Source organism: Thalassovita litoralis (genome assembly GCF_900182725.1).
Taxonomy (GTDB): domain Bacteria; phylum Pseudomonadota; class Alphaproteobacteria; order Rhodobacterales; family Rhodobacteraceae; genus Thalassobius; species Thalassobius litoralis.
Genome location: NZ_FXTO01000008.1, coordinates 66,528 through 91,735 on the forward strand (window position 1 = coordinate 66,528; position 25,208 = coordinate 91,735).

Here is a 25,208-nt window from a genome sequence, read left to right on the forward strand (position 1 = left end):
ACAGGCCACGGCAGAGACAGGCAGGGGACCCCTTGGGTCCCTTCCTAGAGAAAGTTCGATGCGGGGCCGCCGCCTCGCGATATTTGAGCGTTTTTTCTCGTTTCAAAAATCCATTTCGCTTCGTTTCAAAGAGGGTCCGCCTCAATGAAATCAGGGCTTTAGGTCCCGAATTAGCGAAATGCACCCCCTGAAATCCACTTCGTTTCGCGCAGGTTTTGACAGTCGAAACTTCGCCAAACCCCAATAAAACATGGGCGTTTCGCTTGCCGCGAAACGAAATGACCCCCTGCGGTTCGTTTCGTTTCAGCGGGGCGGTGACCCATGTCCGACAGGATCCCGATGACCGCACAATCCAAAATTACCCCGCAGGCTTGGCCCGCGGCGCAGGTCGAGATGTGGCAGGTGGCCGACTTGGTCCCCTACGCCAAAAACGCGCGCCAGCATCCGCCCGAGCAGATCGATCAGATCGCGGCCTCGATGGAGCGCTTCGGCTTCACCATCCCGATGCTGGTGGCCGAGGATGGCACGATCATCGCGGGCCATGGTCGGCTGATGGCCGCCGCCCAGTTGGGACTGGCTGAGGTGCCAGTGATGGTCGCGCGCGGCTGGTCCGAGGAAGATCGGCGGCTCTACACGCTGGCTGACAATCGCCTGGCGGAAATCGCCGAGTGGGACCCGGAGATGCTGCGCATCGAGATCGGGGAGCTGCGCGAGGATTTCGGGATCGAGGACATGTCGCTGATTGGCTTCAGCGCCGAGGACCTAGCGGAAATCCTACCCGACGCGCTGATAGACACGACGGGCGGACTGACCGATCCCGACGATGTGCCGGAAGTGCCCGATGCCCCGGTGACGCGGCCCGGCGATGTCTGGGTTATGGGCAAGCACCGGTTGCTCTGCGGCGACAGCACGGTGGCGACGGATGTGGCCAAGGTCCTCGGCGATGTGAAGGCTGATCTGTGCTTTTGCGATCCACCCTACAACGTAGATTATGCCGGCGGCGTCGGCGCGGAGAAGGCTGGCAAGGGGCGGCGGATCAAGAACGACGCATTGGGCGATGCCTTTGGTCAGTTCCTGTACGACGCCTGCGTGCTGATCAACGCGCATACCGACGGCGCGGTCTACATCTGCATGTCATCCAGCGAATTGCAGACGCTGCAATCGGCGTTCAAATCCGCAGGCGGCCATTGGTCGACCTTCATCATTTGGGCGAAGGACCGGTTCACCCTGGGCCGCGCTGATTACCAGCGGCAATACGAGCCGATCCTCTATGGCTGGCCCGAGGGTGTTAAGCGCCACTGGTGTGGCGATCGGGACCAGGGCGATGTCTGGAACATCGAGCGACCCCACAAGAACGATCTGCATCCGACGATGAAACCGGTGTCCCTGGTCGAACGCGCGATCCGGAACTCCAGCCGCAAGGGCGATTTGGTGTTTGACCCGTTCGGCGGCAGCGGCACGACGCTGATCGCTGCCGAAAAGGCCGGGCGCCATGCGTCCCTGATCGAGCTCGACCCGAAATATGTGGATGTGATCGTGCGCCGCTGGCAGGAGTTCACGGGCGAGACCGCAGTGCTGGAAAGCAGCGGGCGGAGTTTTGACGATCTGCACTCCGGCGAGCCAGTGCCGGTTGACGTTAAAATCGTCGACTGAGGAGTCCACCACGCCCAGCTGAAAACTGGCCACTTGAATTCGTACAATATGTCGTACATATATGAAGCGTTTTCGGGAGAGCCACTATGAACGTCATGACCTATTCGGATGCGCGTGCACAGCTGAAGTCTGTGATGGATCGCGCGATCAACGACAAAGAAGAAGTCATCGTCACGCGGAAGAAGGGCGAGGCGGTTGTTGTCGTGTCTCTGGAAGCCTGGAGCGCGATCAACGAAACGCTTCATTTGTTGTCAAATCCGCGCAATGCATCCCGCTTGCGTTCCGCCATCACCCAGCTTGATGGTGAGGGTGGGCAAGCGCGTGAGTTGCTGGAGTGAAACTGGTTTTTTCTGACGAAGCTTGGGAAGATTATCTGTATTGGGCTGACAATAATCCCAAGGTTCGTGATCGGATCAATGAACTGATCAAACAATGCCAACGCACGCCCTTCAAGGGCGTAGGTAAGCCTGAACCGTTGCGGGGTGACCTCTCTGGTTGGTGGTCTCGTAGGATTTCGCATGAAGATCGGATGGTCTACCGCGTCAGTGGCTCGGGCGATCACCAAAGCTTGGAAATCGCACAGCTGCGCTTTCATTATTGAGCGGTGGATTGCGGAAAGGCAGTGGGCTGGTGCTCACGTTAACCGATAGACCCGCCCGCGCGGGTCTTCCTTCTCGGAGGTGATGGTCAGCCCCAGCTTTTTCTTCAGTGCGCCGGACATGGCGCCTCGCACGGTGTGACCCAACCACTGGGTCGCTTCGGCTAATTCCTCGATGGTGGCGCCTTCGGGCCGCGACAGCATGTCGATCATGATCTGCTGTTTGGTGACACGCGGGCCTTTGGGGGTCGGGGCGTCTTCCTTCGCAAGCGTCTCGGGGTTCGTGGTCTTTGCGGCCTTGGCCATGATCTTCTCCGGCAGTTCGGCGTGGCAGCATGCGACGCCTTCTACTGCCGAAAGCCCGCCACGCAGGCGGGCTGGTTGATCGGTGCCTGCGCTGGTTCAGTGCTGTTCTTCCATGCTGGCGGTGACCGCGAAATGCTGAACCCAGCCCGCGAGGTAAGGCAGCCCGGCGGGAATTCCGTCGCTGCGCTCTGTCGCGCGGCTGATGCGCCAGTCCTGCCATTTGGCAATCGCGGCAGCGATGGCGGCTTGGCAATCCGGCGCACCGCACTGGAGCGCGCCAACCACCTCGTCCGCGAAATGCCTCCCCGAGCGGCTATCGAGAAAGTCGCGAATGCCGATCATCTCTTCCTCGGAGGTGGCGTTGACGGCTTGGGCGATCAGGAGGCTTGCGAGGATCCAGACCTCGCTCGTCCGCCTGTCGCGCTCCGGGCAGGTGGTCAGGGTTCCGAAGAACCCGTAATCGGTGTTGCGGCTGGGAATGACGGTGGCGTTGGTCATTGTTTTGTCCTCGGTTCAGGCCGCTGTCGCCGCTGCCAGCGTGGCGATGTGCTGCCGAAGTATTGTGGCTTCTTCGCGTGCAGCATCGGCCCAGAAGGCGGTGCGGGCATTGCAGGCGGTGGCGAGCCGTTCAGCGTCCTCGCGGGTGAAGCGGTTGACCTTGTGTGCGCTGCCATGGCCGGTGCAGATCGCTCGGTGTTTCTTGCCCTCGGACGTCAAGGTGAAGGTCAGCGGCCCGAAATCGTCGATGACGATCCAGTTGTGCGAGGCGATCGTGGCGCAGCCAGTTGGGGCCAGCAGGCGGTCAATCTCATCTGCGCGGGTGCGAAAGTCGGCGATCAGGGCGGCGGCGGGGTTGGTCATTTTGGGCTCCGTGGGCTGATTTGTGTCTCGTTTTGTGAGGTCAGAGTCGCTCCACTACGCCAGAAAGTGTGGCAAAATCAGTGTTCTATTATTGCTAATCGGTCATTCGGCCGGAGCAGTTGCATCGACCCAGCCACCATCCTGCCATATATAGAGATGTGAGAGCTCGCAGGTCGGTCGTGGCAGGATGCGTGGTGCACGGGGCGGATCGAAACAGTCCAGCGTGTCTGCCCGAACCTGTCGGATTTCCCGCGCGGCGAGGATGTCCTCGGGCGTCCACGCGCTCAGCGCGGGCAACATGTGGGCCGGGTATCCGTCGTAATGAATGTACACGTGAGCCCATTCCTCGGGTCCGATCTGGATCGCGATCTGTGCGCGGGTGCTCATGTTAGGGCCCCTCAGTTCTGCTGGTCGATCATGGCAAGGATGGCGACGGCCATGCCGCCCAGGTATTCGCTGCGGCGAAAGACAATCTCGTCGATGTGGTTGGCATCCGAGATGGCAGGATCGACTGCCAAGTCGGCGGCCATATGCGGCAGGAGTTTGGCGGCGGCGGCGTTGTAGCGTTCGGCGATGGTCATGGGCGAGGTCCTTGGATGCGTCGTTTGCGTGAAGGAATCTTCGCTCTGACGGCTGAGTATATCCACTATAATCGTAGCAATTACATAGCTTTAGAGGGGATCATGGCGCAATCAAAACGCGGCTCGCTGATCGAGGCCGTGACCAACTCGGTGGTGGGCTATGTCCTGGCGGTTGCCACGCAATTCGCCGTGTTTCCGACCCTTGGCCTGCGCGTCGGCGTGGTCGAGAACCTCGGTCTTGGGCTGGTCTTTACAGCCGTATCATTGATCCGTGGTTATGCTCTGCGTCGGCTGTTCAACCGCTGTAGGCTATGACAAGGCGCCAACGGCAGATCGCGCCTTGTCATGTTGCAAAAATGTAACGGGGGGGGTAGAAGCACCTCGTTGCTTTGCGGTGTTGGCGATATTGGGCCGATTGGCCTATTTGGCTCCATATCATCCTGAGACTCATCTCAAATCTTTGATTGGGGCCGCCCTTGGTTCACAACGCCATGTTGCATTTCGAATGGCACGAGTTTGTTTTGGCCGCGCTTGCGTTTGTGATTTGTGCTGCGGTTGTCTTGTTGCGCTCTCGGTTCCCGCGGCTCAGCGGGCGTACGGCGGACTTGCGGGCGGTTCAGTCCATGCACACGCGGCTCACCCCACGTGTTGGGGGCGTTGCGATCTTTGGTGCACTGGGTCTGAGCGTGATCTTTGCACCTGTTTCAATCTCTGGGCCCTATGCCAATTTCGTTCTTGCCACGTCGCTCCTCTTTGTCGTGGGGCTGGCCGAGGACCTTGGGTTTCACATGTCGCCACGTAGGCGCATGCTGGCTGCCATGGGCGCGAGTTTGCTGGCGATCTGGCTCTTGGGCGTTTGGCTTCCACGCGCCGGCATCCCCGGGCTAGACCTGCTGGTAGCGCACTGGGTGGTCGGCGTTCCGCTGACCCTTCTGGTGACGGCAGGGATCGCAAACGGCTTCAACCTGATCGACGGGGTGAATGGCCTCGCGTCTATGACGGCTATTGCTGCAGCCATGGCACTGAGCCAAATCGCGGAGCTGGCAGGATACGCCACGATGGTCCACCTGGCGATGATGGTTGCCGCAGGGATATTCGGGTTCTTTCTCGTGAACTATCCCTTTGGTCTGATCTTCCTCGGCGATGCCGGGGCATACACCATAGGTTTTGTGCTGAGTTGGTTTGGGATTTCCGTTCTGCTCAATTCGCCTGATGTCTCGCCCTGGGCCATTTTGTTAACGATCTATTGGCCCGTGGCTGATACGCTGCTGGCAATCTATCGGAGGTCTCGCAGAAACAAGGACGTTTCGGCCCCGGATCGGTTGCATGTGCATCAAATGGTGATGCGCGCACTGGAAATATGCATACTCGGCCGAAACCGCCGTCAGATTGCAAACCCGCTCACGACACTGGTCTTGTTGCCCTTCGTTGTCGCTCCGCCAATCGCGGGGGTGTTGCTGTGGAACCAAAATCAGAACGCGTTTTTGGCTGTCGTGATCTTCGGGGTGCTGTTCTTTGCGAGTTATGCGGCAGCGCCCGGTCTGATCCGCCGGTTCCGCCGATAATAACGGGAAGATCAACTGTCCTCCCGTATTCAACAGGAGGCAGCTTGATGTCTGAACCTCGTACGCGCGGCCAAACCATCACGGTATCCCAGGCCGCGGCTCTGCTCGGGCGCTCGGACCGCTGGGTCCAGGGGCTGGTCAAATCCGGCTACATGGATCGGGCGCAGCGCGGGGAATACACGCTGGTTGGCGTCATTCGCGGGGCGTTGGCCTATTACGAGGACCAGCTGTCGAAGAACAACAAGGCCGCGGTGGCCAGCCGGGCCACGGAAGCGCGCACGCGCGAGATTGAACTCAGGATCCAGGAACGCAGCCGGGAACTGATCCCGTTGGAGGATGCAAAGGCCGTGGTGGGCGAGATGGCGGCGCTGGTGCGGGCAGAGCTTGCCGGTCTCGCGGCGCGCTACACGCGCGATATGGAGGCGCGGCGCGCACTCGAAGAGGTGATCGATGGCGCGCTTGAACGTATTGCAGGGGCAGCCGACAAAGCAGGCGCAGCTCTGGTCGCTGGCAGCGGCGATCTGGAGGCCGAGCGAGAAACGTGACCCGGCCCCTTGGGCGGCTGCGCACAGAATATACCCGGAAACCGCCGGCATTCCCGGCCCCCGTGATCCGGGGCTGACGCCCTATATGATCCCATGGTCCGCAGCCGTGCATCGCGGTGGCTACCGCCGGGTTGTGGCGGTGACCTCGGCACAGTCGGGCAAAACCGACAGCATGCTGGATATCATCGGCGCGCGGCTCGACCAGCGCCCGGCGCCAATCCTCTATGTGGGCCCGACGAAGGAGTTTCTGACCGACCAATTCGAGCCGCGGCTAATGGCACTGTTGGACGAGGCGGAAACCCTCGCAAACAAGGTGGTCCGCGGCCGCCGGATGAAAAAGACGCTGAAACATGTGGCTGGCGTCCGACTACGATTGGCGCATGCGGGCTCCTCGACTGCCCTGAAATCCGACCCAGCTGCGTTGGCGCTGATCGACGAATACGATGAGATGATGGCCAATGTGAAAGGCCAAGGCGATGTTCTGGGCCTCGTCGAGGCCCGGGGCGAGACCTATGCCGATTTTGTGACGGCGATCACCAGCACACCGGCGCGAGGCCTCGTGGAAATCGAACCGGATGACACGAGTGGCCTTGAGTTCTGGGCGCGCTCGGCGCCCGACGATCTCGAAAGCCCGATCTGGAAACTCTGGCAGGAGGGCACGCGGCATCATTGGGCTTGGCCCTGCAAACATTGCTCGGAATTCTTCATTCCGCGCTTCAAGCAGCTGCGTTGGCCGGACCGCGCGACGCCTGCGCAGGCAAAACAAGCGGCTACGCTCGAATGCCCTCGCTGCGGCGGCCAGCACAGCGAGGCCGACAAGGTTTGGATGAACGCGCGCGGCACGATGGTGGCGCCGGGGCAAACGGTCACGCTGAAGGATGGCGCCCCCCATGTCACGGGCGCGCCCGCCGAAAGCTCGACCCTGTCGATGTGGACATCGGGGCTGTGCTCGCCCTTTGTGACTTGGGGGCAGCGCGCGGAAACCTATCTGACGGCGCTGCAATCGGGCGATCATGACCGCATTCAGACCGCGATGAATGCGGGCTTCGGCGAATGCTACGCCATGACAGCCTCGGGCGATGTGCCGGACTGGCAGGAGATCATGGAACGCCGCCAGCCGTATCGGCCGGGTGACGTTCCCGCCGGGGGCTTGCGCCTCGTGATGGGCGTCGACGTCCAGAAGTTCAGCCTGGTTTATGTGATCCGGGCCTTTGGCGCGCGAGGCACATCCTGGCTGATTGATAACGGGCAGCTTTACGGCCCCACGGAGGATGACGATGTCTGGTCGGCGCTGGCGGATCTGATGCTGACGCCGGTGGGCGGCATGCAGATCGAGAAGGTCTTCGTGGATTCAGGCTTTCGGCCGGACAAGCCGGAGCTTGGCAACGAGCACAAGGTCTATGAGTTCTGCCGCCGCTACAGCTGGCTCTGCGCCCCGACCAAGGGCAAGGACGTCCAGAGCCCGCCATACCGCGTGTCAAAAATCGAGGTGAAGCCCGATGGCAAAAAGGCGCTCTATTCGATCGATCTCGTGACGCTCTCGACCGATTTCTTCAAATCGCTGGTGATGTCGCGCATTCGCACACCGGCCGATCAGCCGGGGGCGTTTCATGTCCATGAGGCTGTGTCGGAGGACTACTGCAAGCAGCTGACCTCGGAGGCGCGGGTGGTGGTCGAGGGCAAGCCCGTCTGGGTGAAACGGTCGCGCAACAACCACTTTCTTGACTGCGAGGCGCTCTGCGCGGCCATTGGCTACACGCTAAACGTCCAGCGGATCCCGGAAGGGATCGAACGCAAGACTTCGATCGAGGCGGCCGTGCCCGACGGGCATGACCCAACCCAGGTGACAGCACCTGAGCCTGAGACATCAAAGGCGCCGCCGCCAGCATCGCGCTCCTCCCTAGGTCGCGGCGGCAGCGGCGCTCTGCGCGGGCGGTTCGCCCGCCATGGCAGCAGGCTGAATGGATAACGCACATGTCCGTGATCGCAAAGTTGAAAGATCTGCTGGCCGAGGCACTGCCTCCGGCGGTGGGACCGGAGGGGATGAGCCTCCCCAGACCCTCCGGCAAATACATGCGCGGCGGACGGGGCGTGACTTTCGCCGGTTGGAAACCGGCCCTGCGGGAAGCCCAAGATGATATCGGCGAGGCCTGGGATGACGCAGCCGCCAGGGTCAACGATCTGCTGCACAACAGCGGCTGGCTGGCTGGTGCGCTGGAGCAATGTATGGCCAATACCGTGGGTACAGGGCTGCAACTGAAAGCGCTGCCGGAGAACGAGACCTTTGGGATGACGCCGGTTGAGGCCTCGGACTGGGCCAAAACGGTAGAGCGCCGCTTCGAGCTTTGGGCGCGTAATGCGCAGGAATGCGATATCCAAGGTTTGCGAACCTTTGGGCAGATGCAGGCGGCGGCCTTTCGGTCTTGGCTTGTGACCGGCGAAATCTTGGCCGAGTTGCCCTGGCGCAAGCGCCCGTGGAACCGTTATGGCACGAAGGTTCGTCTGCTGCCTCCACAGCGACTGTCGCGGAAGACCGAAAGCATGCGGCGGCTGATCAACGGGGTCTACACGGACGCCGATGGCATGCCGGTGGGCTACCGGGCGATCCGCAAGGACCTTTTTAAACACGATGTGGAATATGACGTCCGCGCCCGCGATGCCGCGGGACGACCGCGGGTGATCCACATCTTCGAGGGCGCACCGGGGACACATCGGGGCATCTCTCCGCTGGTGCCCGCGCTACAGGTGGCGCGTCAGTTCGACCAGCTGGCGGATGCCACGCTGATGGCGGCGATCGTGCAGACGCTGTTTGCAGTGACTATCACCTCGGACGAGCCAACGGAACAGGTGTTGCAGGGCCTGCTGACGCCCCAGGAGCAGGCGCAGATGCTGGCGCAAGGTATCTCGCCGATGGAGGCCTATATCGAAATGGTCGCGGGTTACTATGACGGCAGCACGTTGGATGTGGGGATCAACGGGCGGCTCGCGCATCTCTTTCCCGGCCAGGAGCTGACGTTCCACACCTCGAACCACCCGTCTTCGGACTATGCCGCCTTCTCGATGCATCTGCTGCGCGAACTCGCGAGATGCCTCGGGCTGACCTATGAAAGCGCCACCGGCGACAATGTGGGGGCGACCTATTCTTCGCTGCAGGCGGCGACGACAGAGATCTTCGCCATCACCAAGGCGCGGCGGTGCAACATCATGGCACCGTTTTGCCAACCGATCTACGAGGCCTGGCTCGAGGAAGAGATCGAGGCAGGCAGCCTGCCGTTTCCTGGCGGCATTGCCGGGTTCCTGGCCAATCGCACGGCGGCGTGCCGCGCGGATTGGCGCGGCGATCCACGGCCTCAGGCCGATGACCTGAAAAAAGCCAAAGCCCATGAGGTCTGGAAGCGGCTCGGCGTGATGTCGGATGCGATGATCTGCACCGATCTCGGGGCGGATGTGGACGATGTGTATCAGCAACTGGCGCAGGAACAGGCACTGCGGGCCGAATACGGGCTGCCTGAGCCACAGATGATGGGGGCGCAGGGCGGTGGCCCGACGGAGGTCATAGATGAACAGGACAACACGGGCGATGAGGTTGAGGCATGACGATCAGCATCGATGAAGCGGATCCTTGTGCCGCCGCGGCCTACCTTCGCCAAGTCTATGTGCGTCTGGTGGCGGGCGAAGGCGCCATGGAGGTGCGGTTCCGGGCGGGATCAAACGGGGTGGAACGGTCGGTGACCTATCACCGGGCGCATCCCGACCGGCTTTTGGCTGTCATTCGCGGCTTTGAGGAACAATGCGCCCAACTGCAGGGCCGCGGTCCGCGGCGCTTTGCACTTGGTACAGGAGGGGTGAGGTGACGGAACCGCCCGATATAAAACGAGCCGCGGCAGGTCCGTCTCTCGCACAGATCGCAGGACGCGTTCTTAACCGGCCGCTGCTTCTGCACCCAGACAAGGCCGATCTCATCCTGCATGTGCTGCAGGGCCGGATCGGGATCGAGCCATTGTCGGCGCTGGACCCACAGGCGAACCGCTTCGTGGGCAGCTACCGCCGCGACAATGGCAGTATCGGGTCGATGCGCGTGGAAAACGGCGTCGCCATCCTGCCGATCGTCGGCAGTCTGGTGAATCGCGGTGCCTGGATCGGGGCCAGTTCGGGTCTTGTGTCCTATGAGGGCATTGCCGCGCAGCTGTGTGAGGCGGAAGCCGACCCGGATGTGCAAGCGGTGCTCTTGGATATCGACAGCCCGGGCGGCGAGGCCACGGGCATGTTTGCCACGGCCAAGCTGGTTGCAGCCGTGAATAAGACCAAGCCGGTCGTGGCCTTCGTCAATGATGTGGCGGCCTCGGCTGCCTATGGCATTGCCAGTGCTGCAAGCGAAATCATCGTCTCACCTACCTCGATGGTCGGCTCGATCGGTGTGGTGCTGACCCATCTCGATCGCTCGGGCGAGCTCGAGGATCGTGGCGTGAAGCCAACGCTGATCCATGCCGGGGCGCATAAGGTCGATGGCCACCCGTTTGGGCCGCTGTCAGACGCTGTCCGTGCCGACCTGCAGGCCGAGGTGATGAAAATCTACGACCAGTTCGTTGGTCTCGTGGCCGTAGGGCGCGGAGGGCGCATGAGCGCAGAGGCTATCCGTGCCACGGAAGCCCGGACCTATCTCGGCGCCGATGCCATCGCACAAGGCTTCGCTGACCGCATGGCGAGCCTCGAGGAGGTGATCGCAGCGCTCTCGCAACCGCCCTCCGGGGCAAGCCCCCAGAGAAAGGGAGGACCCATGACCAAAACGACCCAAGCCGAGGCGCCTGCGACTGACGTCTCTGCCATCAGCTCCACTGATCTGCAGGCAGCTGTTGATGCGGCGCGCACGGAGGCCCATGCCGCTGGCGTCACCGCCGGTAAGGCAGAGGCCTCGGCGCGGATAAAATCCATTCTGACCGCGCCCGAAACGGAAGGCCGCGAGGCGCAAGCCTTGGTGCTGGCGCTTGAGACCGAGATGACGGCAGCCGACGCGGCTAAGGTGCTCGCCGCTTCGCCGAAAGCCAATACGTCAGCCTCTATAGCTGACCGAGCCGCGCAAGAGGTCGAACTCGGGGCCGAAACGCCGGCAGATCATCGCAATCGATCTGAACGCAATGCGGCGGGGTGGGCGAAAGCCATCACCCAGGCCAATGCGCGCTTCAGCTGAATAGGAGAGACCGTCCATGACCGTTCTCATTGAAGGCCGGCATCCCGGCGAATTCCTGATGACCGAGGCCAATGGCCAGCGGTCTCGGGAAAACATTACCATCGCTAGCGGTGCGGGCATTATCGCTCCGGGCACCGTGCTGGGCAAAATCACCGCCAGCGGTAAATACCTGGCCAGTGCCGTCGGTGCCAACGATGGCAGCCAGACAGCGGTCGCCATCGCACTCTATGGCTGCGATGCCAGCACAAGTGATGTTGCCATTGCCGGCATCACTCGGGATGCCGAGGTCAACGGCAAGATCTTGACCTACCATCCCGACCGCGATCAGGCCGCCGAAAAGTCCGCGGCCCAAGCCGATCTCGCGGCGGTCGGCATTATCGTGCGGTAATCCGCACCATCCAGCCCCCAACCCAACCTCCAAATCTGGACCCTCGCGCCCTCAGGCGGCGGGGCGATCCCGCGTGGCCAGTTACTGGCGCGCCGACGCAAAAAAGGACCCCTCATGTCGATCCTCAATATCTTCAGCCAGGACGCCTTCAGCGTCATGCGCCTCACGGACGCGCTTCGTGAGATCAAATACACCCCGTCCCGCATCGGCCAGATGGGGCTCTTTCAGACCACCAGCATCGATACGCTTGATATTGCGATCGAGAAGGACAAAGAGCAAAACCGCATGCTGGTCTCGGCGAGCCCGCGCGGTGGCCCGGGTCAGACCTTCGACAAATCAAAGCGCGCCGTACGCATGCTGAAGGTGCCGCATTTCCAGGTGGATGATGCCATCTATGCTGACGAGGTGCAGCAGGTCCGTGCCTTCGGTCAGGAGGTGGCCGTCGAGCGACTGCAGCAGAAGATCGCGGATCGCGCGGCCGAAGCCAGCCAGTTCTTCGCGCTCACGGAGGAATACCACCGGCTGAACATCCTCAAGACGGGCCAGCTGCTTGATGCCGATGGCTCCGTGCTCTTCGATTACTTCACTGAATTCGGCGAAAGCCAGCAGGCGGTGGTCGATTTTGATCTCGACAATGCCAGTGCCACAGAGGGGGCCCTGCGCAAGAAATGCGCAGGTGTCATCCGTCAGATGGCCGGCATTCTCGATGGGCTGCCCTATACAGGCATCATGGCGCTTTGTGGGGACGCGTTCTTTGATGACCTGATCGCCCACAAGGAGGTTCGCGAGACCTACAAGGGCTACGCAGACGCTGCCTCGCTGCGCAACGCCTATATCAACTCAGGCAATTCCGGCATCTACGGCGCCTTCGAGTTTGGCGGCATCACCTGGATGAACTACCGCGGAGGTCAGAGCGTGGGCATCGACACTGATAAGTGCCACCTCGTGCCCTCGGGCGTTCCCGGCCTCTTCCGCACGGTCTATGCGCCAGCCGATTACATCGAGACGGTGAACACACCGGGCCAACGCCTTTACGGCAAGCAGTGGGAGATGCAGAACGGCAAGGGGGTGAACCTCGAGTTCCAGATGAACGCGCTGCACTACTGCACCCGCCCACGGGTCCTGATCCCCGGCAAGCGGACATAAGCGTGGAAATGCAGAGGGTAGACATGCGCCAGTACACATACCCCCCCACAGTTATGCCGTAAGGACATGGCGTTATTGAAGTTATTCACTGTTGACTCTGGTGAAGGGGCGTTTGCTGCCTCTTTTGGCTTACATGTGAGGCGTCACAAAAGAATGGCATGATTTCAATGCGTTATGGAATGCTCAAAAATCAGGCAAGCCGATTTTTCTGTAGTGCCTCCGGTCGGTTACGAGAAACAAGGGTTTCTGCTCCACAGGGGGGGCCACAGATTCTGTGGGCCGATTGTCCCTTGTGTTCAGCTGGAATTTGGCGGCGCGGGTCGACTCGCCTTTTCACGGGCACATTGTGAAGGGATGCATCCCATGGATCAGATTGCATCGGCGGCGGTGATGGCCGTGTTTGCGGAACCTGCGGTCATCCTCCCGCGTGTTTCTGCGCAATACGCTGAGCGCGTGGTGGACCCCGAGAGACTGGGGGCACTGGTTGAGGGCGTGTTCTCAGCCGGGCCAGCGGAAGATCGGCTCAAAGGCGCAGGGCGAGGGGCTGAGTTTTCCGGCACGTCCCGGGTTGTGTCGATGTCCGCGGAGTTCTGGTTGCCAAAGGCGCAGGTCGATGCCCTGGCAGCCCTCCCGACCAAGGGTGACAAGCTCTCGTTGAGCAACCGAGCAGGTGCGCCGGTCTATGCGATCAGCGCCGTTCAGCACACGGATATGGGGGATATCACCCTCATCCTGGTCCGGGAGGATGCCGTTCCATGAGCCTGACGCGTTTGGCTATGCGTTTGGCGGCTTCTCGTGCCGTGCGGAACAAAACCTTGGCTGCCGATCGTGTCTTTGACAGCGCGGTCGATCCAATCGACCAGACCATCGCCGAAACCCGCCAGCCGCTGATTGTAGTCACCACGGATGAGCATGCGCTCGACATCACTGGCCGCGATCTGGGTTCGGGCGACCACGCATGCGATCTTGTCTTCGAGGTCGCCATCGCCTCGCGGGTTGAGGTGCCGGCTCCTGATGGACAGGGTGGGCAGATCACAATCGCCATTCCCCACACAGATGAGGGCATGGAACTGACGCTGGATATCATGGAGCACCAGATCATTGCGGCTCTGACGCAGGATGACGGCGCGTGGTCAGCCACCTGGATGAAACTCGTCCCCCGTGTGACGCGACGGCTGTCCCGTCGCGGGGCGTCTGCGGAAAACGGCGTGCGCTTTGCGGCCCGTCAGATGGTTCTGACCTGCGATCTGGTGGATACGCCCGTCACCGGTGAGGCGCTCGGGTCAAACACCGCATGGGGCAACGTCCTTATGCAGATGGAGGCTGACCCTGATTTGGCCACTATCGCTAGCCTGATCCGCACCGAGATCGAGGGCGCTCTGCTTGCCGACTGGCGCCGCGCTGCTGCAGAATTGGGCATCCCGCTCGAGGTTGCTGATCAAATTGGCATCGGGCCGGTGCTTGATTTTGGGGACGACCCAAAACCGCTGGAGCAGGTTACCATCGATGGCGATGGCGATGGCGATGGATTTGATTTGACCATAACGGCAGGGGACAGCTGACATGGCGGTTCGCGAACTTGTCGAGCTGGTGGCCCGGGTCACGGACCTTGAGCGCCGGGTCTCTGGCCTGCTGCGCCATGGTCGTGTGGCGGAAGTTGACATGGACCTATTCCGGGTCCGTCTGGACTTGGGGCCTGCCCATGGCGCGGGTGGGCGGTTCCTGTCGCCGTGGGTGCCCTATGCGCAGCATGCGGGCGCGCTTCGGGTGCACACGCCACCAGAGCTTGGCCAGCAGTTCACGCTGATCTCGCCGACGGGTGATTTCCAACAGGCCGTCGCGCTGCCGCTGCATTGGTCGTCCTCGGTGCCATCGCCCTCGGACCGCAAAGACGAAAACGTCATTCAATACGGCGATATCCGCATCGAGCTGCGCGCGGGTGAACTGGTGATCCGGGCGGGCGACAGTGCGGCTGTGGCCGTCAACTCCGAGGGTGTACGCATTCAGAATGGTCGTTTGGAGGTCGATGGCGGCATTCTCGATCACGGGGGTGTGCTGTCCACCGCATCCGTCTGGCCACTCGGGCCCGTCAGTGTCGATGGCGTCCCAAGGCCTGGCAATACGGGGGTAGAAAAGGTTCCCGCTCGGGTCCCTGGGACAGAGTGACAACCGGGTTTCTGCGCAGGGCAATGTAAACGGGTTTCAAGGTTGGAAGCGCCAACCTTGAAATCTGCTCATCACACCAAAAAAAATCGCATACACAGGACGAGATCATGAACAGATACGCGATCACGGAGAAAGCTGGCCGTTTTGTCGCTGGTCAGACGAATACGGGCGTGGGCACCGTGCTGACGCTTACGGAAAAACAGGCCGCGCATGAGTTACGCCTCGGCACTTTGCGCGCCCTAGACGCGCCGAAGACACCCACTCCAACTCCCGAACAAAAACCCGCGGCAATGCCCGAGGGCAAGGTCAAGAAAGCCACCAAAGCCGAAGACTGACGCCTGGAACCTGAGCGATGGCCACGAATGACTTGACCCCATCGGTCGGCCTGAATGCGGCCACAGGTGGGCTGCTGCAAGGCTGGCCGCATGTTATCCAGAGCCTGCAGGATATCTTCACCACGCGGTTTGGCGCGCGGATCATGCGGGAGTGGTATGGCTCCTTTGTGCCAAACCTGCTGGGTCGGATCATCACGCCCAACGAGGTGACGCCGTGGTTTGCGGCCGTGACCTCTGCGATCGAGCAATGGGAACCGCGCTACCGTGTCACCCGCATCCAGATCGTGGAGGTGACGCGGGACGGCCAACTGCACTTCTTCCTTGAGGGCGAATATCGCCCCCGTGCCACCTATGGCGATTTCACGGTTGAGGGCGCCCGGCGCATCAACGCCTATGCCAACCCCGACGGGGTGCTGATCGAGGAGCGGGCAGACCCCGCCCCGTGACTAGATTGGACGCCCTCGCGCCGAACACCCTATTTCTCACCGAGTTGTGCTCATGAGCCGCTTCACCGCCATCAACCTGTCCGGCCTGACGCCCCCAGATGTGATCGAAACGCTCGACTATGAGAGGATCGTCACAGAGATGCGCGACGACCTTGTCGCCCGGTTCCCGGCCATCGCCGGTGTTATCGACCTCGAAAGCGAGCCCGCGCGCAAACTGATCGAGGCCTTTGCCTATCGCGAGATGCTGCTGCGGGCACGGATCAATGACGCCGCGCGGGCTGTCCTGCTTGCATCGAGTTACGGCTCCAACCTCGACCAACTCGCGGCCCTGTTCGCGACCGAGAGAATGCAGGTAGAGGACGAGACAGGCTCTCTGGTCCAAGAGGACGACGATCGCTTGCGCCGCCGGGTCCAGCTCGCGCCAGAGGCTTTTTCTGTCGCCGGGCCAGAAGGCGCGTATGTCTATCATGCGCTCAGCGCCGCCCCTTGGGCGCGGGATGCCACCGCCATCATGACCAGCCCCGGCCGGGTGCGCGTGACCCTCCTGCGCGAAGGAGTTGACCCGATCCCGCCCCTCGCAGAGCGTGAGACCGTGCGCCTGTCGCTGATCGACAAAGACGTGCGGCCGCTGACAGATATGGTCGAGGTGCTCGGGCCCCAGGTGGTGCGCACCGAGATCACCGCCACGCTGACGCTCTATCCCGGCCCAGACGGCTCGGTCGTGCGCGATCGGGCTTTCTCAGCCCTGTCTGACTGGGTCGAGTCGAACCGCATGCTCGGCATGAACCTGCGCCGCTCGGCGCTCTTCTCAAAGCTGCACCAAGAAGGCATCCATTCGGTCGCCCTCACATCCCCCGCTGAAGACATCGTATTGGGCCCGACCGAGGTCTACGCCATCGACGCGATCACGGTGAAGGTTGCGGCCTTGCGTGACGAATAGGACAGCTGCGATGGCACAAGAAACGCTGCTTCCGGACAACCGGACCGCCTTTGAGGAGGCCGCTGATCTCACCGGCTCCCGCGCGTCCGAGCTTCGCGACGGGCTGCGTGATCTGGTCAAGCCCTACGCGATACCGGCCACACATTTGCCGTGGCTGGCCTGGGGCCTGTCGGTGGACCTGTGGAAACAAAACTGGCCCGAGGATCAGAAACGGGCCCAAACGGCCCGGTCCCTGCCGTTCCACGCGATCAAGGGCACGCAAACGGCCATCGCTCAGGCGCTGGCGGTGATGGGGGCCGAGGCGCGGCGCTTTGTCGTGCCGCCGGCCACCACCTATATGACCCGGGCGCTGACAGAGGAAGACCGCACAGCCTATCTCGATCGCTTCGCTCAGCTCAGGGTCTATCCCTTTGTGGCCCGTGGGATCACCGGGCGCTTTGGCCTGTTCCTGTCCTGCAAGCGCGGCCTGGGCACCACGGGGCTCGGCCCGGTCAATCCGGTCTCGCTGAAAGGCACCCGCTATATCCGGACGGCCACGCTCTATGACCGAGGGGTTGAGACATCGCTCACCTTCCGATCCGTCACGCCAGAACGCGTTGGCAGCGCCAACGCGATGGCCTTTGACGAAGTGATCCTCGGCCCCAAGCCCACGGCCGCCATCCATCTGGATGCCACCCCCAAAGCCCGCGCATTCCTGATCGACGATCAGAGCGTGCGCCGCCGGGTCCTCCGCATCCCCCGCGATGCCAGCTACAGCTACAGGCTCGGGCGGGAGCAATACACCACAGTGCTGCCCGAGGGGGAGCTGATCGACGTCCGGCCGCAAAGCATCGCTGAGGCGCACCCCGCGCAAGCAACATCCGTGTTCCCAAGCGCCACAGGGCAGCGTGTGCTGGGTGGGCATCTGCCCGAGACCATCGCCTGGCGGTATCTCTATTCCCGCTGGCACATCCATGACCCCGACAGGGTGCCAGACACGCAGTGGCGCTCGACCCATCTCGGCCATACCCGGCTGGGCATGCCGGCCTATCACGCCGAAGTGCTGACACGGATCAAAGGCCGGCGCCATCCCCGTACCGCCGGCGCCTTCGTCAATGGCTACATGGTGGCGGCCATCAGGGAGCCGATCGCCGACGCACGCGAGGCCGTGATGGTCTCCAAGTCGCTGCGGGACAAGGTCCTGATCAATTCCAAAACCTACCGGCTGCCCCGCGCCGGCGATCGCCGCGCCCTGGGCGCCCTCAAGATCGGCACATTCATAGAGGTGTAAGATATGGAAAGCACAGTCATCTACCGTGACCGGCAGGAACTGCAATCAGCCGATCTCAACAGTGCGCAGGAGTTTACCCGCGCCGCGCTGGATCACATCGTCAAAGACGCGATCGAGGCCGGCAAAGCCTATTGCGGCTTTTCCGCCAGCAAGACCGCCGCCACCGAAGTCACCCTGTCCTCAGGCCGGCTCTATGCCGGGGGCGCGGTCTATGCCCGCAATGAGGATATCGTGGTCGATCTCTTCAACGTCCTGCCGCTGGTGACCCGCAAGCGGGTGGCCATCGTTACGTTTGGACAAGAGGTGGAGACCGACATCCAGCCGCGGGACTTTCTGATCGATGCGCAGACCGGGACAACCGAGCCGCAATCGGTGGCCATGGAACACCTGCGCCGCGCCGAGGTCTCGACTGTGGCCGGGACCGAAGGCCCCGATCCCAGCTATCCGCCCACCGATGCCAATGTCACGGTGATCGCCTATGTGCTGCTGGACACCACCGGGATCGTCTCGATCGAACAATGGCAGCCCACGCAGCTGCCCAACCTGCGCAACCTTGCCGGACGGACCACCGCGCTGGAACAGTGGCGGGGCCAGATCAGCGGTCAGGTGGACACGCTGCGCACGGATTTGTCTGCACTGGCCGACCGTCTGGCAGGCTATGCCACAAAGGCGGAGATCGTGGCGCTGACCGAACAGCTCGACGAGCTGCGTGATGAGGTCTATGCCCCGGGGGCCTATATCTACTATGGCACCCATCACTTCCTGACCGCCGAGGGCTCGAACACGGCGCATCCGGAGTTCGACGCGGTGGTCGAGGAAGGCATCCGCTTTCCAAGCGCGGGCGCGCAGACATCCGCGCTGGCGCTGCTCAATCCCAACAATGTCTATATTCGGGCCGAGACCGGCTTTGTCCTGCCCAGCTATGCGCATGCGCTCCGGCTGGACCTGACGGGCTACGCCTCCGAGACGCGGATGGCGCAATACACCTTTGAGACCACCGAGCTTCGACAGCTCACCCGGGCGCGGACCCGTCTGCGCTATGGCGAAAGCCAGCAGGTCTGCACCAACAGCCGCTGGTGGCGGCAGGGCACCTATGATCAGGCGGAAAACGTGTTCCGCATTGACGGGGAGACCTGGGAGGTCACCAACGGGGTGCCGGACCGGATGCCCAACGGGGCGCGGGTTCCCAATGGCAATGTGCATTGGATCCGGGTGCGCCGGTTCTGGATCGACACCTATGAGGAGCCATACTGGGACCGGGTCACAACCACGGCGACGCTGAACGGCCAGCAGGTGGCGCAGACCTTCCTGAACAGCCAGGATGGCTGGCTGAGCCAGGTGGGGCTCTACTTCTCGCGCAAGGCGGGTACGGGGGATGTGACGGTGCTGGTCACCGAGACCGCTTTCGGCATGCCGGACCTGACCCGTGTCCTGTCCCGCACGAGCCTGCCGGTTGAGGACATTCAGGTAGGTGCGCTGTCGACGGAAGCAGGACTGCCCTCTTTGGTGGAAACCCGGCTGCCGATCACACCGACCTTCCTGACCGCGGGACGGCGCTACGCGCTGGTGCTGATCACCACGGGGGATCACTACGTGGCCATGTCGAATACCGACAATGGCGTTGTGCAGGGGACCTTCTTCGTCTCCACAGACGGGGCATTCTTTGCCGGCAATCTTGTCGATGACCTGAAGATGCGGCTTTACTTTGCCAAGTTCGAGCGCCCCCGTCTTTCGGTCGAGCTGACAGCGCTGCAATTGGCGGGAGGTATCCTTGACATTGATGTGCTGCATCCTGGGGTGACACCCCCGGCCTGCCGCCTGGATGTGGAGGTGCAGGTGAACGGGGCCTGGGTGGCGCTGGATGGGGAGGCGAATGGCCCGGACCTGTCGGGGCTTCCGGCGATCCTGCCGGTGCGTATGACGCTGACGGGGACCACGGACCTGATGCCGGGCTTTGGGCTGACGGGCTCGCAATCGGTCGTGTCGCGTCCCAAGACGGCGTTCACATGGGTGTCTGAGGCGCGCTCTCTGGGCTCGCCGAGTACCAGCGTCAAGATTGTCACGGACCTGCAGCACTTCGATGAGACCAATCACGATTGCACGGTCACGCTGCTGACCGGGGAGGCGCTGGAGGGGAGCGAGGCGGCGGATGTGGTGGAGGATGTGATCCTTGCCGATGGCACGACCCGCCGGACCTCGATCTTCAACGTGCCCTCGGTCAGCGATTACGCCGTCAAGATTGTCGGCTCCACGGTAAGTGCGGCCCTGCCGTTTCTCGTGGGTGAGCTGATCGAATACGCCCAGAGCTAACATCTGAAAGGAGAGCCTGATGGCTTCCAAACCCACCCATTACCGGGTGACGGTGAACCGTCCCCTTGAGCATGCCGGGGCACGGTTCCGTCCGGGCCCGCGCTACACGCTCAAGGCCAAAGTCTTTGACGACCTCAAGGCCGAGTGCCCGGAGGCAATCGCATCGTCTGAGCCGATGAATAAGGAGTGACGCTATGCTGCGGTTTGAAGACCTGCGGGTCCGGGACAATCAGGAGCTCGACCGGGATTTTTTCAACCGGCGCTACCGGCTGATTGCGGAAAGCCTGTCTGACCTGGACAGCCAACTGGCCCGTGTCAACGAGGCGACCGACCGGTTGGTGGAGCTTGGTCTTTCCCGGGTGAACGAGGTTTTGGGCCCGGCGCTGGCGACCGCCTCTGCCGCGGCGGAGAACGGGTTTCTGGTGGCGACATCGGCGACAGAGCTCACGCTGACGCCGGGGCTGCAAACCACGTTCGAGATCACCGACACGCCGGCCCGGGCGCTGTTTGCCCCCACGCCCTATGTGGTGGTGACCCGCGCAGGCGGCGCTGTTGCGGATTGGGCAGTGATGCGGGTGGCGGGCTATGCCCGTGTGAGCGGTGGGTTGGCCGGTGAGGTGGTGGCGGTGAATGGCGCCATCGGTGCGGCGGCCCATGCCGATTGGGTGATCTCGGCCAGCGCGGGTCTGGCCACCTCGCTGATCGCGGCGGCGGTGGATGTCACCGCGGCCCTGAGCCTGGCGCAGCAGGCGGCGGAAGATGCGGCGACCGCAGCTCTGGCGGCGCAAAGCATTCTCAACGCAGGCCCGGTCTCCTCGGTCAATGGTCAGACCGGCGCTGTGGCTCTTGGTGTTGGGGATATTCCCAGCCTGACGGAACTGCTGGCGGGCAAAGCCGCCAGCACCCATGGCCATGGCATTGCGCAGGTCTCGAACCTGCAAGCCGCGCTCGATGGCAAGGCCGCAACCTCCCATGGCCATGCCATCGCCGATATCGCCAACCTGCAGGCCGAGCTGAACGGCAAGGCAGAAGCCGCCCATACCCACGCGATCAGCGCGATCACCAACCTGCAAAATGCCCTGGACGGCAAAGCCGCCACCAGCCACGGCCATGCGATCGGCGACGTGACCGGTCTGCAGACGGCGCTCGACGGCAAAGCGGCCGCCTCGCATACCCATGCGATCAGTCACGTGACGGGACTGCAAACGGCGCTGGATGGCAAGGCCGCCAGCAGCCACAGCCATGCCATCGCAGAGGTCACAGGCCTGCAGGCGGCTTTGGATGCCGCGGGGGCGCCGGAAGCGTCAGACGCGCAGGTCCAGGCGCTGACCGACCAGCTGTTGATGCTGACCACCCGTCGGGTGCGCAGCGCCTCCGGTCTGATCTATCCAAGCGGCGCCACTAACTGGACCCCGGATTGGGCCAGCTTCATCAATGCCTCCTGGGCTTTGCCCGGCAATCGCACGCTGAACAATCCGGTGGACGTGATCCCCGGCACCTGTCGTACCGTGCTGGTCAGCGGGACCACCAGCACAAACCGGACGGTTTCCTTCGGCAGCTATTACAGGGGCAACCTGCCAGATGAGGCGGTGGACAGCGCCAGCTACATCCTGCTGTCGCTCTTTGCGGTGACACCCACGCAGATCATCGTCAGCCATGTCAGGGAGGGCAATCTGGTATGATTATCCCCGGCCACCCAACGCCCTTTGTGGCGGGGTCAAAAGTCCTCCCGCCAGAGCCTCTTCCCTTCACCACCGCGTGGCGCCTGCCGAGCACGTTTGAAGACATATCTTCGCATTGGGTCAACGAGCCGAATGCGTTTGTTGAGGATGCGTCCTATTCCCACGTATCCAGCACAGCTGCGTATTCAACTGGCAACTGCTATTTTGACGGTTATGGGTTTTCCAGTGTGGACGTCCCCGAAAATGCCACGATCTTGGGGGTAGAGCTGCAAATGCAGTTCATGTCGACCAGTTCGAATGTGACTGAGGTGCTTGCGTGGCTATTCACCGCCACCGATTTTGCGACCGAATACCAGTACAACGTCTCGTCGGGTCAGATTTACACGATCACCTTTGGCGGCCCCTCTGATCTATGGGGGCTAGCGCCCCTGCCTACACCGGCCGACATCTATGGGGACAACCTGAGAGTAATTCTGCAATTCCGAGATCAGGACCCCAGCGTAACCTCTTTGAGTGGCCGGCTTTATTACGCCAAAATCCGCATCCACGGGGAGGGCGTATTCGCATGACCCACGCAGTGATCATCGACGGCAGTCCAAAACCGTTCACGGGCCGCTTTGTCACCGACGCCGACGGCGTCCAGCATCCGCTGAAGCCAATGAGCGCAGAGCAAAAGCGCGCCTTTGGCATCTACGAGGTCACGGTGGAGACTGCCATGCCCACAGGCCATGTCGCGGCTGGCCGCAGATGGGTGCTGGAGGGTGACAGGGTGATCGACCGTCCGGTGCTGGAGCGGGCCAGCGATGCCGATCTCATCCGGGGCATCAAGGCAGAGGCCAACCGGCGCATCCTTGCCATCGTGCCGGAATGGAAACAGCGCAACCTGCTGGCTCAAGCCGCGCAACTTGCGAAGAGGGGCGAGACCCATTGGACCGCAGATGATCACGCGGCATGGGAGGACGGCGAGGCGATCTGGGCGCGGGTTTCCGCGATCCGTGCGGCGTCTGACGATCTTGAGGCGATGGACCCGCTGCCCACCGATTATGACGACGACCGGCATTGGCCGTAGGAGGCGCCATGGCAAAATCGACCATCACCACGGTCTCGCAGAAGATCGCTCTCGATCAGGTGCGCGATGTGCAGGTCAGTGACATCGTCGCGGATGGCGCGGGCGGGTTTGTCCGCTCGATGAAATTCTTTGGCGAACCATCCGCCTCCGCTGGCCCCGCGCTGGTTCTCGAGGTTCTGATCCAATCTGAGGCCAGGGCCGATCTCGATATCACAACCCCAGCGCTGACGTTCTGACACTCTCGGCAGTACGTTACGACACCCTTAATACCCCCGCAGCTTGGCTGACGGGGGTTTCTTTTTTGCAAGGAGACAGTTCCCATGTCTGACCCGACCTTCGGGATTTCGATCACGCGGATCGACACTGAGCCGCGCCCCCCTGTGTGGAGTGATATGTCCATTGTGGGCATTGTTGGCACCGCACCTGACGCCGATGCGGGCGTGTTCCCTGTGGACAGGCCGGTGTTCATGTATTCCGACGACGTCACGAAGCTGACGGCGCTCGGCGCGACCGGCACGCTGCAGGACGCCGTCACCCTGATCAACACCCAGCTGGGCGAGTTCCAAGTCGCAGCGAAGGTGGTCGTGGTCCGGGTCGAAGAAGGCGCGGACGTCGATGCGACGCTCGCGAACGTCGTCGGCGACGGCGTGTCGACCGGTCTGAGCGCGCTGGTCAACGCGGGCCCTGAGCTGGGTGTGATCCCGCGTCTCCTGTGCGCCCCGGGCTTCACCTCGCAGCGCACCGCGCCCGACGCCAACGCAGTCTGCGCAGCCCTGCCGGCGATCTGCGCGAAGCTCCTGGCCCACGCGGTCGTGGACGGCCCGGCAACAACCGAGCAGGATGCAATTGACTGGCGGGAGACCATCAGCTCTGACCGGATCATCCCGGTCGACCCGGCGGTCAAGGTGCTCGACGACGGCGCCACCGTGGTCCAGCCGCTCTCTCCGGCCGTGATCGGCATCGGTGTGCGCCGAGATCACGAAAAGCAGGGCCGCCCCTTCCACAGCTGGGCCAACCAGCCGGTGCAGGGCATCGTGGGACCGTCGCGTCCGATCAATTTCTCGCTCACCGACGGTGCGACCGAAGGCCAGCGCCTGCTGGCGGCCAATATCGGCGTGCTCCTGCGCGGTGAGATGGGGGTGGAAAGCGCCATCGGTCAGGGCGGCTATATCTTCGTGGGCACGGATAACGCAGGCGAGGATGATCTCTGGCGGTTCTATAACGTCACCCGAGGGCGCGACTTCATCCACCTGATGTTGCTGCGCACCCTGCGGTTTTATCTCGGGCGGTTCAACATCACCGGCCAGACCATTCAGGCGATTCTAAACACAATGGAAACCGGCCTGCGCAACCTCAAGGCCGATGGCGACATACTGGGCTTCGAGATCAAGTTCACACGCGATCAGAACAGCCCCGAGGAACTGCGGCAGGGACGCTTCACCGTCACCTTCGCGGCCGAGGAGGCTCCGGTGCTGAGGTATCTCGGCGTCCAATCCGCCCGCTACCGCCCGGCGCTGGATGCGCTGCTTGACGATCTGCTGGCGCAGGTCGGCACGATCACCGGCTGAACCCACCGCATCAAGGACTGGGTGACCTGCCCAAAATCCAGGAGACGCTCTGATGAGCAATATCTACATCATGGAGGCCGCAAACCTGTTTTGCGGTGACGAGGACCCTTCGGCCTCGAAGCACCTGACGCTGACCGAGTTGCAACTGCCGAACCTGCAGGAAATCACCCAGGACCACAATCCCGGCGGCTCGCGCGTGCAGATCGAGGTGGCGCTCGGCATCCAGAAACTCGAAGCCAGCTTCAAACTGGCGGGATGGGACCCGGATGTGCTGGTGCAGTTTGGCTTGGGCGCCACCGCGCGCAAGAAATACACCGCCTATGGCTCGGTGCGCGACAAGCGCAATGGCGTGGCCATCGAGGCCAAGGCGGTGATCGAGGGGCGTCTGGGCACGGCCAACCCGGAGGCCTTCCAGCGCGGCGAGATGCAGGGCTTTGATTACGCCATCAGCGAAATCCTGCATTACGAACTCTACTTCGAGGGCGCCGAGAAATACTACTGGGACTTCTTCACCACCGACTGGCGGGTGAATGGCATCTCCCAGAATGCAGATGAGCGCGCGATCCTGCGCATCCCCAATGGATTCTGAGT

General features: G+C 62.4%; 32 protein-coding genes. 27 read left to right on the forward strand and 5 right to left on the reverse strand.

The genetic code is table 11. The features are described from left to right. Nucleotides 1–321: 321 nt before the first annotated feature. The 3 genes from FN828_RS08635 (at nucleotide 322) to FN828_RS08645 (ending at nucleotide 2,254) form a co-directional block, all read left to right on the forward strand. Nucleotides 322–1,653, forward strand: coding sequence for a site-specific DNA-methyltransferase (locus tag FN828_RS08635; RefSeq protein ID WP_221930540.1), 1,332 nt, complete (start codon nucleotides 322–324; stop codon nucleotides 1,651–1,653). A gap of 86 nt (nucleotides 1,654–1,739) precedes the next feature. Continuing rightward, nucleotides 1,740–1,991: a type II toxin-antitoxin system Phd/YefM family antitoxin gene (locus FN828_RS08640; RefSeq protein ID WP_142492999.1), complete on the forward strand. Its 252-nt coding sequence runs from the start codon at nucleotides 1,740–1,742 to the stop codon at nucleotides 1,989–1,991. After that, complete coding sequence (locus tag FN828_RS08645; RefSeq protein ID WP_058122380.1) at nucleotides 1,988–2,254, forward strand: Txe/YoeB family addiction module toxin; 267 nt, start codon at nucleotides 1,988–1,990, stop codon at nucleotides 2,252–2,254. The genes FN828_RS08640 and FN828_RS08645 overlap by 4 nt, the downstream gene beginning before the upstream one ends. Nucleotides 2,255–2,287: 33 nt before the next feature. On the opposite strand, the gene FN828_RS08650 is transcribed toward FN828_RS08645, so the two are convergent. From FN828_RS08650 to FN828_RS08670, 5 genes are all read right to left on the reverse strand, one after another. Next, on the reverse strand, nucleotides 2,288–2,557 hold the full coding sequence (locus FN828_RS08650; protein WP_142493000.1) for a DUF3489 domain-containing protein: 270 nt from the start codon (nucleotides 2,555–2,557) through the stop codon (nucleotides 2,288–2,290). A gap of 96 nt (nucleotides 2,558–2,653) precedes the next feature. After that, nucleotides 2,654–3,055, reverse strand: coding sequence for a hypothetical protein (locus FN828_RS08655; protein WP_142493001.1), 402 nt, complete (start codon nucleotides 3,053–3,055; stop codon nucleotides 2,654–2,656). A 15-nt stretch (nucleotides 3,056–3,070) separates the two neighbouring features. After that, a complete protein-coding gene (locus tag FN828_RS08660) occupies nucleotides 3,071–3,418 on the reverse strand; it encodes a hypothetical protein (protein ID WP_142493002.1) in 348 nt (115 codons plus the stop codon). Nucleotides 3,419–3,520: 102 nt separating this feature from the next. Next, the gene (locus tag FN828_RS08665; RefSeq protein WP_142493003.1) at nucleotides 3,521–3,805 is read right to left on the reverse strand and encodes a hypothetical protein; all 285 of its coding nucleotides are present in this window, start codon (nucleotides 3,803–3,805) and stop codon (nucleotides 3,521–3,523) included. A gap of 11 nt (nucleotides 3,806–3,816) precedes the next feature. Further along, the gene (locus FN828_RS08670; protein WP_142493004.1) at nucleotides 3,817–3,999 is read right to left on the reverse strand and encodes a hypothetical protein; all 183 of its coding nucleotides are present in this window, start codon (nucleotides 3,997–3,999) and stop codon (nucleotides 3,817–3,819) included. Between the two features lie 15 nt (nucleotides 4,000–4,014). Between FN828_RS08670 and FN828_RS08675 the strand changes: the two genes are divergently transcribed. The 24 genes from FN828_RS08675 to FN828_RS08790 all read left to right on the forward strand — a co-directional run bounded on the left by FN828_RS08675 (nucleotide 4,015) and on the right by FN828_RS08790 (nucleotide 25,206). Next, nucleotides 4,015–4,314, forward strand: coding sequence for a DUF7220 family protein (locus tag FN828_RS08675; RefSeq protein ID WP_328592206.1), 300 nt, complete (start codon nucleotides 4,015–4,017; stop codon nucleotides 4,312–4,314). A gap of 161 nt (nucleotides 4,315–4,475) precedes the next feature. Then, complete coding sequence (locus tag FN828_RS08680) at nucleotides 4,476–5,564, forward strand: MraY family glycosyltransferase (protein ID WP_142493005.1); 1,089 nt, start codon at nucleotides 4,476–4,478, stop codon at nucleotides 5,562–5,564. 47 nt (nucleotides 5,565–5,611) lie between these two features. Then, nucleotides 5,612–6,109 (forward strand): hypothetical protein, encoded by a 498-nt coding sequence (locus tag FN828_RS08685; protein ID WP_142493006.1) that lies wholly within the window; start codon nucleotides 5,612–5,614, stop codon nucleotides 6,107–6,109. After that, nucleotides 6,015–8,078: a terminase gpA endonuclease subunit gene (locus FN828_RS08690; RefSeq protein ID WP_142493007.1), complete on the forward strand. Its 2,064-nt coding sequence runs from the start codon at nucleotides 6,015–6,017 to the stop codon at nucleotides 8,076–8,078. Before FN828_RS08685 ends, FN828_RS08690 begins: the two co-directional genes overlap by 95 nt. A gap of 5 nt (nucleotides 8,079–8,083) precedes the next feature. Further along, nucleotides 8,084–9,706, forward strand: coding sequence for a phage portal protein (locus FN828_RS08695; RefSeq protein WP_142493008.1), 1,623 nt, complete (start codon nucleotides 8,084–8,086; stop codon nucleotides 9,704–9,706). Then, on the forward strand, nucleotides 9,703–9,963 hold the full coding sequence (locus FN828_RS08700) for a hypothetical protein (protein WP_142493009.1): 261 nt from the start codon (nucleotides 9,703–9,705) through the stop codon (nucleotides 9,961–9,963). Before FN828_RS08695 ends, FN828_RS08700 begins: the two co-directional genes overlap by 4 nt. Then, nucleotides 9,960–11,297 (forward strand): S49 family peptidase, encoded by a 1,338-nt coding sequence (locus FN828_RS08705; RefSeq protein ID WP_185958976.1) that lies wholly within the window; start codon nucleotides 9,960–9,962, stop codon nucleotides 11,295–11,297. Before FN828_RS08700 ends, FN828_RS08705 begins: the two co-directional genes overlap by 4 nt. Before the next feature lie 16 nt (nucleotides 11,298–11,313). Then, nucleotides 11,314–11,685, forward strand: coding sequence for a head decoration protein (locus FN828_RS08710; protein ID WP_142493011.1), 372 nt, complete (start codon nucleotides 11,314–11,316; stop codon nucleotides 11,683–11,685). A 114-nt stretch (nucleotides 11,686–11,799) separates the two neighbouring features. Further along, complete coding sequence (locus tag FN828_RS08715) at nucleotides 11,800–12,831, forward strand: major capsid protein (protein WP_235891438.1); 1,032 nt, start codon at nucleotides 11,800–11,802, stop codon at nucleotides 12,829–12,831. Between the two features lie 363 nt (nucleotides 12,832–13,194). Then, nucleotides 13,195–13,590: a hypothetical protein gene (locus FN828_RS08720; RefSeq protein WP_142493012.1), complete on the forward strand. Its 396-nt coding sequence runs from the start codon at nucleotides 13,195–13,197 to the stop codon at nucleotides 13,588–13,590. Beyond that, nucleotides 13,587–14,393: a hypothetical protein gene (locus FN828_RS08725; RefSeq protein WP_142493013.1), complete on the forward strand. Its 807-nt coding sequence runs from the start codon at nucleotides 13,587–13,589 to the stop codon at nucleotides 14,391–14,393. The genes FN828_RS08720 and FN828_RS08725 overlap by 4 nt, the downstream gene beginning before the upstream one ends. 1 nt (nucleotide 14,394) lies before the next feature. Further along, on the forward strand, nucleotides 14,395–14,997 hold the full coding sequence (locus FN828_RS08730; RefSeq protein WP_142493014.1) for a phage baseplate assembly protein V: 603 nt from the start codon (nucleotides 14,395–14,397) through the stop codon (nucleotides 14,995–14,997). 107 nt (nucleotides 14,998–15,104) lie between these two features. Continuing rightward, a complete protein-coding gene (locus tag FN828_RS08735) occupies nucleotides 15,105–15,332 on the forward strand; it encodes a hypothetical protein (RefSeq protein WP_142493015.1) in 228 nt (75 codons plus the stop codon). A gap of 17 nt (nucleotides 15,333–15,349) precedes the next feature. After that, on the forward strand, nucleotides 15,350–15,778 hold the full coding sequence (locus FN828_RS08740) for a GPW/gp25 family protein (RefSeq protein ID WP_142493016.1): 429 nt from the start codon (nucleotides 15,350–15,352) through the stop codon (nucleotides 15,776–15,778). A 52-nt stretch (nucleotides 15,779–15,830) separates the two neighbouring features. Further along, nucleotides 15,831–16,718: a baseplate assembly protein gene (locus tag FN828_RS08745; RefSeq protein ID WP_142493017.1), complete on the forward strand. Its 888-nt coding sequence runs from the start codon at nucleotides 15,831–15,833 to the stop codon at nucleotides 16,716–16,718. A gap of 10 nt (nucleotides 16,719–16,728) precedes the next feature. Further along, nucleotides 16,729–17,988, forward strand: a complete 1,260-nt coding sequence (locus tag FN828_RS08750; protein ID WP_142493018.1) for a phage tail protein I — start codon at nucleotides 16,729–16,731, stop codon at nucleotides 17,986–17,988. A 3-nt stretch (nucleotides 17,989–17,991) separates the two neighbouring features. Beyond that, nucleotides 17,992–20,298, forward strand: a complete 2,307-nt coding sequence (locus FN828_RS08755) for a hypothetical protein (RefSeq protein ID WP_142493019.1) — start codon at nucleotides 17,992–17,994, stop codon at nucleotides 20,296–20,298. A gap of 19 nt (nucleotides 20,299–20,317) precedes the next feature. Next, nucleotides 20,318–20,488 (forward strand): cytochrome c biogenesis protein ResB, encoded by a 171-nt coding sequence (locus FN828_RS08760; RefSeq protein WP_142493020.1) that lies wholly within the window; start codon nucleotides 20,318–20,320, stop codon nucleotides 20,486–20,488. Between the two features lie 4 nt (nucleotides 20,489–20,492). After that, the gene (locus FN828_RS08765) at nucleotides 20,493–21,980 is read left to right on the forward strand and encodes a phage tail fiber repeat family protein (RefSeq protein ID WP_142493021.1); all 1,488 of its coding nucleotides are present in this window, start codon (nucleotides 20,493–20,495) and stop codon (nucleotides 21,978–21,980) included. Then, nucleotides 21,977–22,549: a hypothetical protein gene (locus FN828_RS08770; protein WP_142493022.1), complete on the forward strand. Its 573-nt coding sequence runs from the start codon at nucleotides 21,977–21,979 to the stop codon at nucleotides 22,547–22,549. Before FN828_RS08765 ends, FN828_RS08770 begins: the two co-directional genes overlap by 4 nt. Beyond that, a complete protein-coding gene (locus FN828_RS08775) occupies nucleotides 22,546–23,049 on the forward strand; it encodes a hypothetical protein (RefSeq protein ID WP_142493023.1) in 504 nt (167 codons plus the stop codon). The genes FN828_RS08770 and FN828_RS08775 overlap by 4 nt, the downstream gene beginning before the upstream one ends. An 8-nt stretch (nucleotides 23,050–23,057) precedes the next feature. Further along, a complete protein-coding gene (locus tag FN828_RS08780; RefSeq protein ID WP_142493024.1) occupies nucleotides 23,058–23,285 on the forward strand; it encodes a hypothetical protein in 228 nt (75 codons plus the stop codon). Nucleotides 23,286–23,369: 84 nt separating this feature from the next. Beyond that, on the forward strand, nucleotides 23,370–24,617 hold the full coding sequence (locus FN828_RS08785) for a phage tail sheath family protein (RefSeq protein WP_142493025.1): 1,248 nt from the start codon (nucleotides 23,370–23,372) through the stop codon (nucleotides 24,615–24,617). Between the two features lie 52 nt (nucleotides 24,618–24,669). Further along, entirely contained in the window at nucleotides 24,670–25,206 is a 537-nt protein-coding gene (locus tag FN828_RS08790; RefSeq protein ID WP_142493026.1) for a phage major tail tube protein, read from the forward strand. The last annotated feature ends 2 nt before the right edge of the window (nucleotides 25,207–25,208 follow it).

Coding starts and splice junctions, on each gene's coding strand:
- FN828_RS08710 (WP_142493011.1), top strand. CDS start 11,314: ATGACCGTTCTCATTGAAGGCCGGCATCCCGGCGAATTCCTGATGACC.
- FN828_RS08785 (WP_142493025.1), top strand. CDS start 23,370: ATGTCTGACCCGACCTTCGGGATTTCGATCACGCGGATCGACACTGAG.
- FN828_RS08685 (WP_142493006.1), top strand. CDS start 5,612: ATGTCTGAACCTCGTACGCGCGGCCAAACCATCACGGTATCCCAGGCC.
- FN828_RS08755 (WP_142493019.1), top strand. CDS start 17,992: ATGGAAAGCACAGTCATCTACCGTGACCGGCAGGAACTGCAATCAGCC.
- FN828_RS08760 (WP_142493020.1), top strand. CDS start 20,318: ATGGCTTCCAAACCCACCCATTACCGGGTGACGGTGAACCGTCCCCTT.
- FN828_RS08695 (WP_142493008.1), top strand. CDS start 8,084: ATGTCCGTGATCGCAAAGTTGAAAGATCTGCTGGCCGAGGCACTGCCT.
- FN828_RS08765 (WP_142493021.1), top strand. CDS start 20,493: ATGCTGCGGTTTGAAGACCTGCGGGTCCGGGACAATCAGGAGCTCGAC.
- FN828_RS08750 (WP_142493018.1), top strand. CDS start 16,729: ATGGCACAAGAAACGCTGCTTCCGGACAACCGGACCGCCTTTGAGGAG.
- FN828_RS08715 (WP_235891438.1), top strand. CDS start 11,800: ATGTCGATCCTCAATATCTTCAGCCAGGACGCCTTCAGCGTCATGCGC.
- FN828_RS08655 (WP_142493001.1), bottom strand. CDS start 3,055: ATGACCAACGCCACCGTCATTCCCAGCCGCAACACCGATTACGGGTTC.
- FN828_RS08650 (WP_142493000.1), bottom strand. CDS start 2,557: ATGGCCAAGGCCGCAAAGACCACGAACCCCGAGACGCTTGCGAAGGAA.
- FN828_RS08665 (WP_142493003.1), bottom strand. CDS start 3,805: ATGAGCACCCGCGCACAGATCGCGATCCAGATCGGACCCGAGGAATGG.
- FN828_RS08635 (WP_221930540.1), top strand. CDS start 322: ATGTCCGACAGGATCCCGATGACCGCACAATCCAAAATTACCCCGCAG.
- FN828_RS08730 (WP_142493014.1), top strand. CDS start 14,395: ATGGCGGTTCGCGAACTTGTCGAGCTGGTGGCCCGGGTCACGGACCTT.
- FN828_RS08770 (WP_142493022.1), top strand. CDS start 21,977: ATGATTATCCCCGGCCACCCAACGCCCTTTGTGGCGGGGTCAAAAGTC.
- FN828_RS08745 (WP_142493017.1), top strand. CDS start 15,831: ATGAGCCGCTTCACCGCCATCAACCTGTCCGGCCTGACGCCCCCAGAT.
- FN828_RS08790 (WP_142493026.1), top strand. CDS start 24,670: ATGAGCAATATCTACATCATGGAGGCCGCAAACCTGTTTTGCGGTGAC.
- FN828_RS08720 (WP_142493012.1), top strand. CDS start 13,195: ATGGATCAGATTGCATCGGCGGCGGTGATGGCCGTGTTTGCGGAACCT.
- FN828_RS08775 (WP_142493023.1), top strand. CDS start 22,546: ATGACCCACGCAGTGATCATCGACGGCAGTCCAAAACCGTTCACGGGC.
- FN828_RS08660 (WP_142493002.1), bottom strand. CDS start 3,418: ATGACCAACCCCGCCGCCGCCCTGATCGCCGACTTTCGCACCCGCGCA.
- FN828_RS08735 (WP_142493015.1), top strand. CDS start 15,105: ATGAACAGATACGCGATCACGGAGAAAGCTGGCCGTTTTGTCGCTGGT.
- FN828_RS08740 (WP_142493016.1), top strand. CDS start 15,350: ATGGCCACGAATGACTTGACCCCATCGGTCGGCCTGAATGCGGCCACA.
- FN828_RS08700 (WP_142493009.1), top strand. CDS start 9,703: ATGACGATCAGCATCGATGAAGCGGATCCTTGTGCCGCCGCGGCCTAC.
- FN828_RS08725 (WP_142493013.1), top strand. CDS start 13,587: ATGAGCCTGACGCGTTTGGCTATGCGTTTGGCGGCTTCTCGTGCCGTG.
- FN828_RS08780 (WP_142493024.1), top strand. CDS start 23,058: ATGGCAAAATCGACCATCACCACGGTCTCGCAGAAGATCGCTCTCGAT.
- FN828_RS08690 (WP_142493007.1), top strand. CDS start 6,015: ATGGCGCGCTTGAACGTATTGCAGGGGCAGCCGACAAAGCAGGCGCAG.
- FN828_RS08640 (WP_142492999.1), top strand. CDS start 1,740: ATGAACGTCATGACCTATTCGGATGCGCGTGCACAGCTGAAGTCTGTG.
- FN828_RS08670 (WP_142493004.1), bottom strand. CDS start 3,999: ATGACCATCGCCGAACGCTACAACGCCGCCGCCGCCAAACTCCTGCCG.
- FN828_RS08675 (WP_328592206.1), top strand. CDS start 4,015: ATGCGTCGTTTGCGTGAAGGAATCTTCGCTCTGACGGCTGAGTATATC.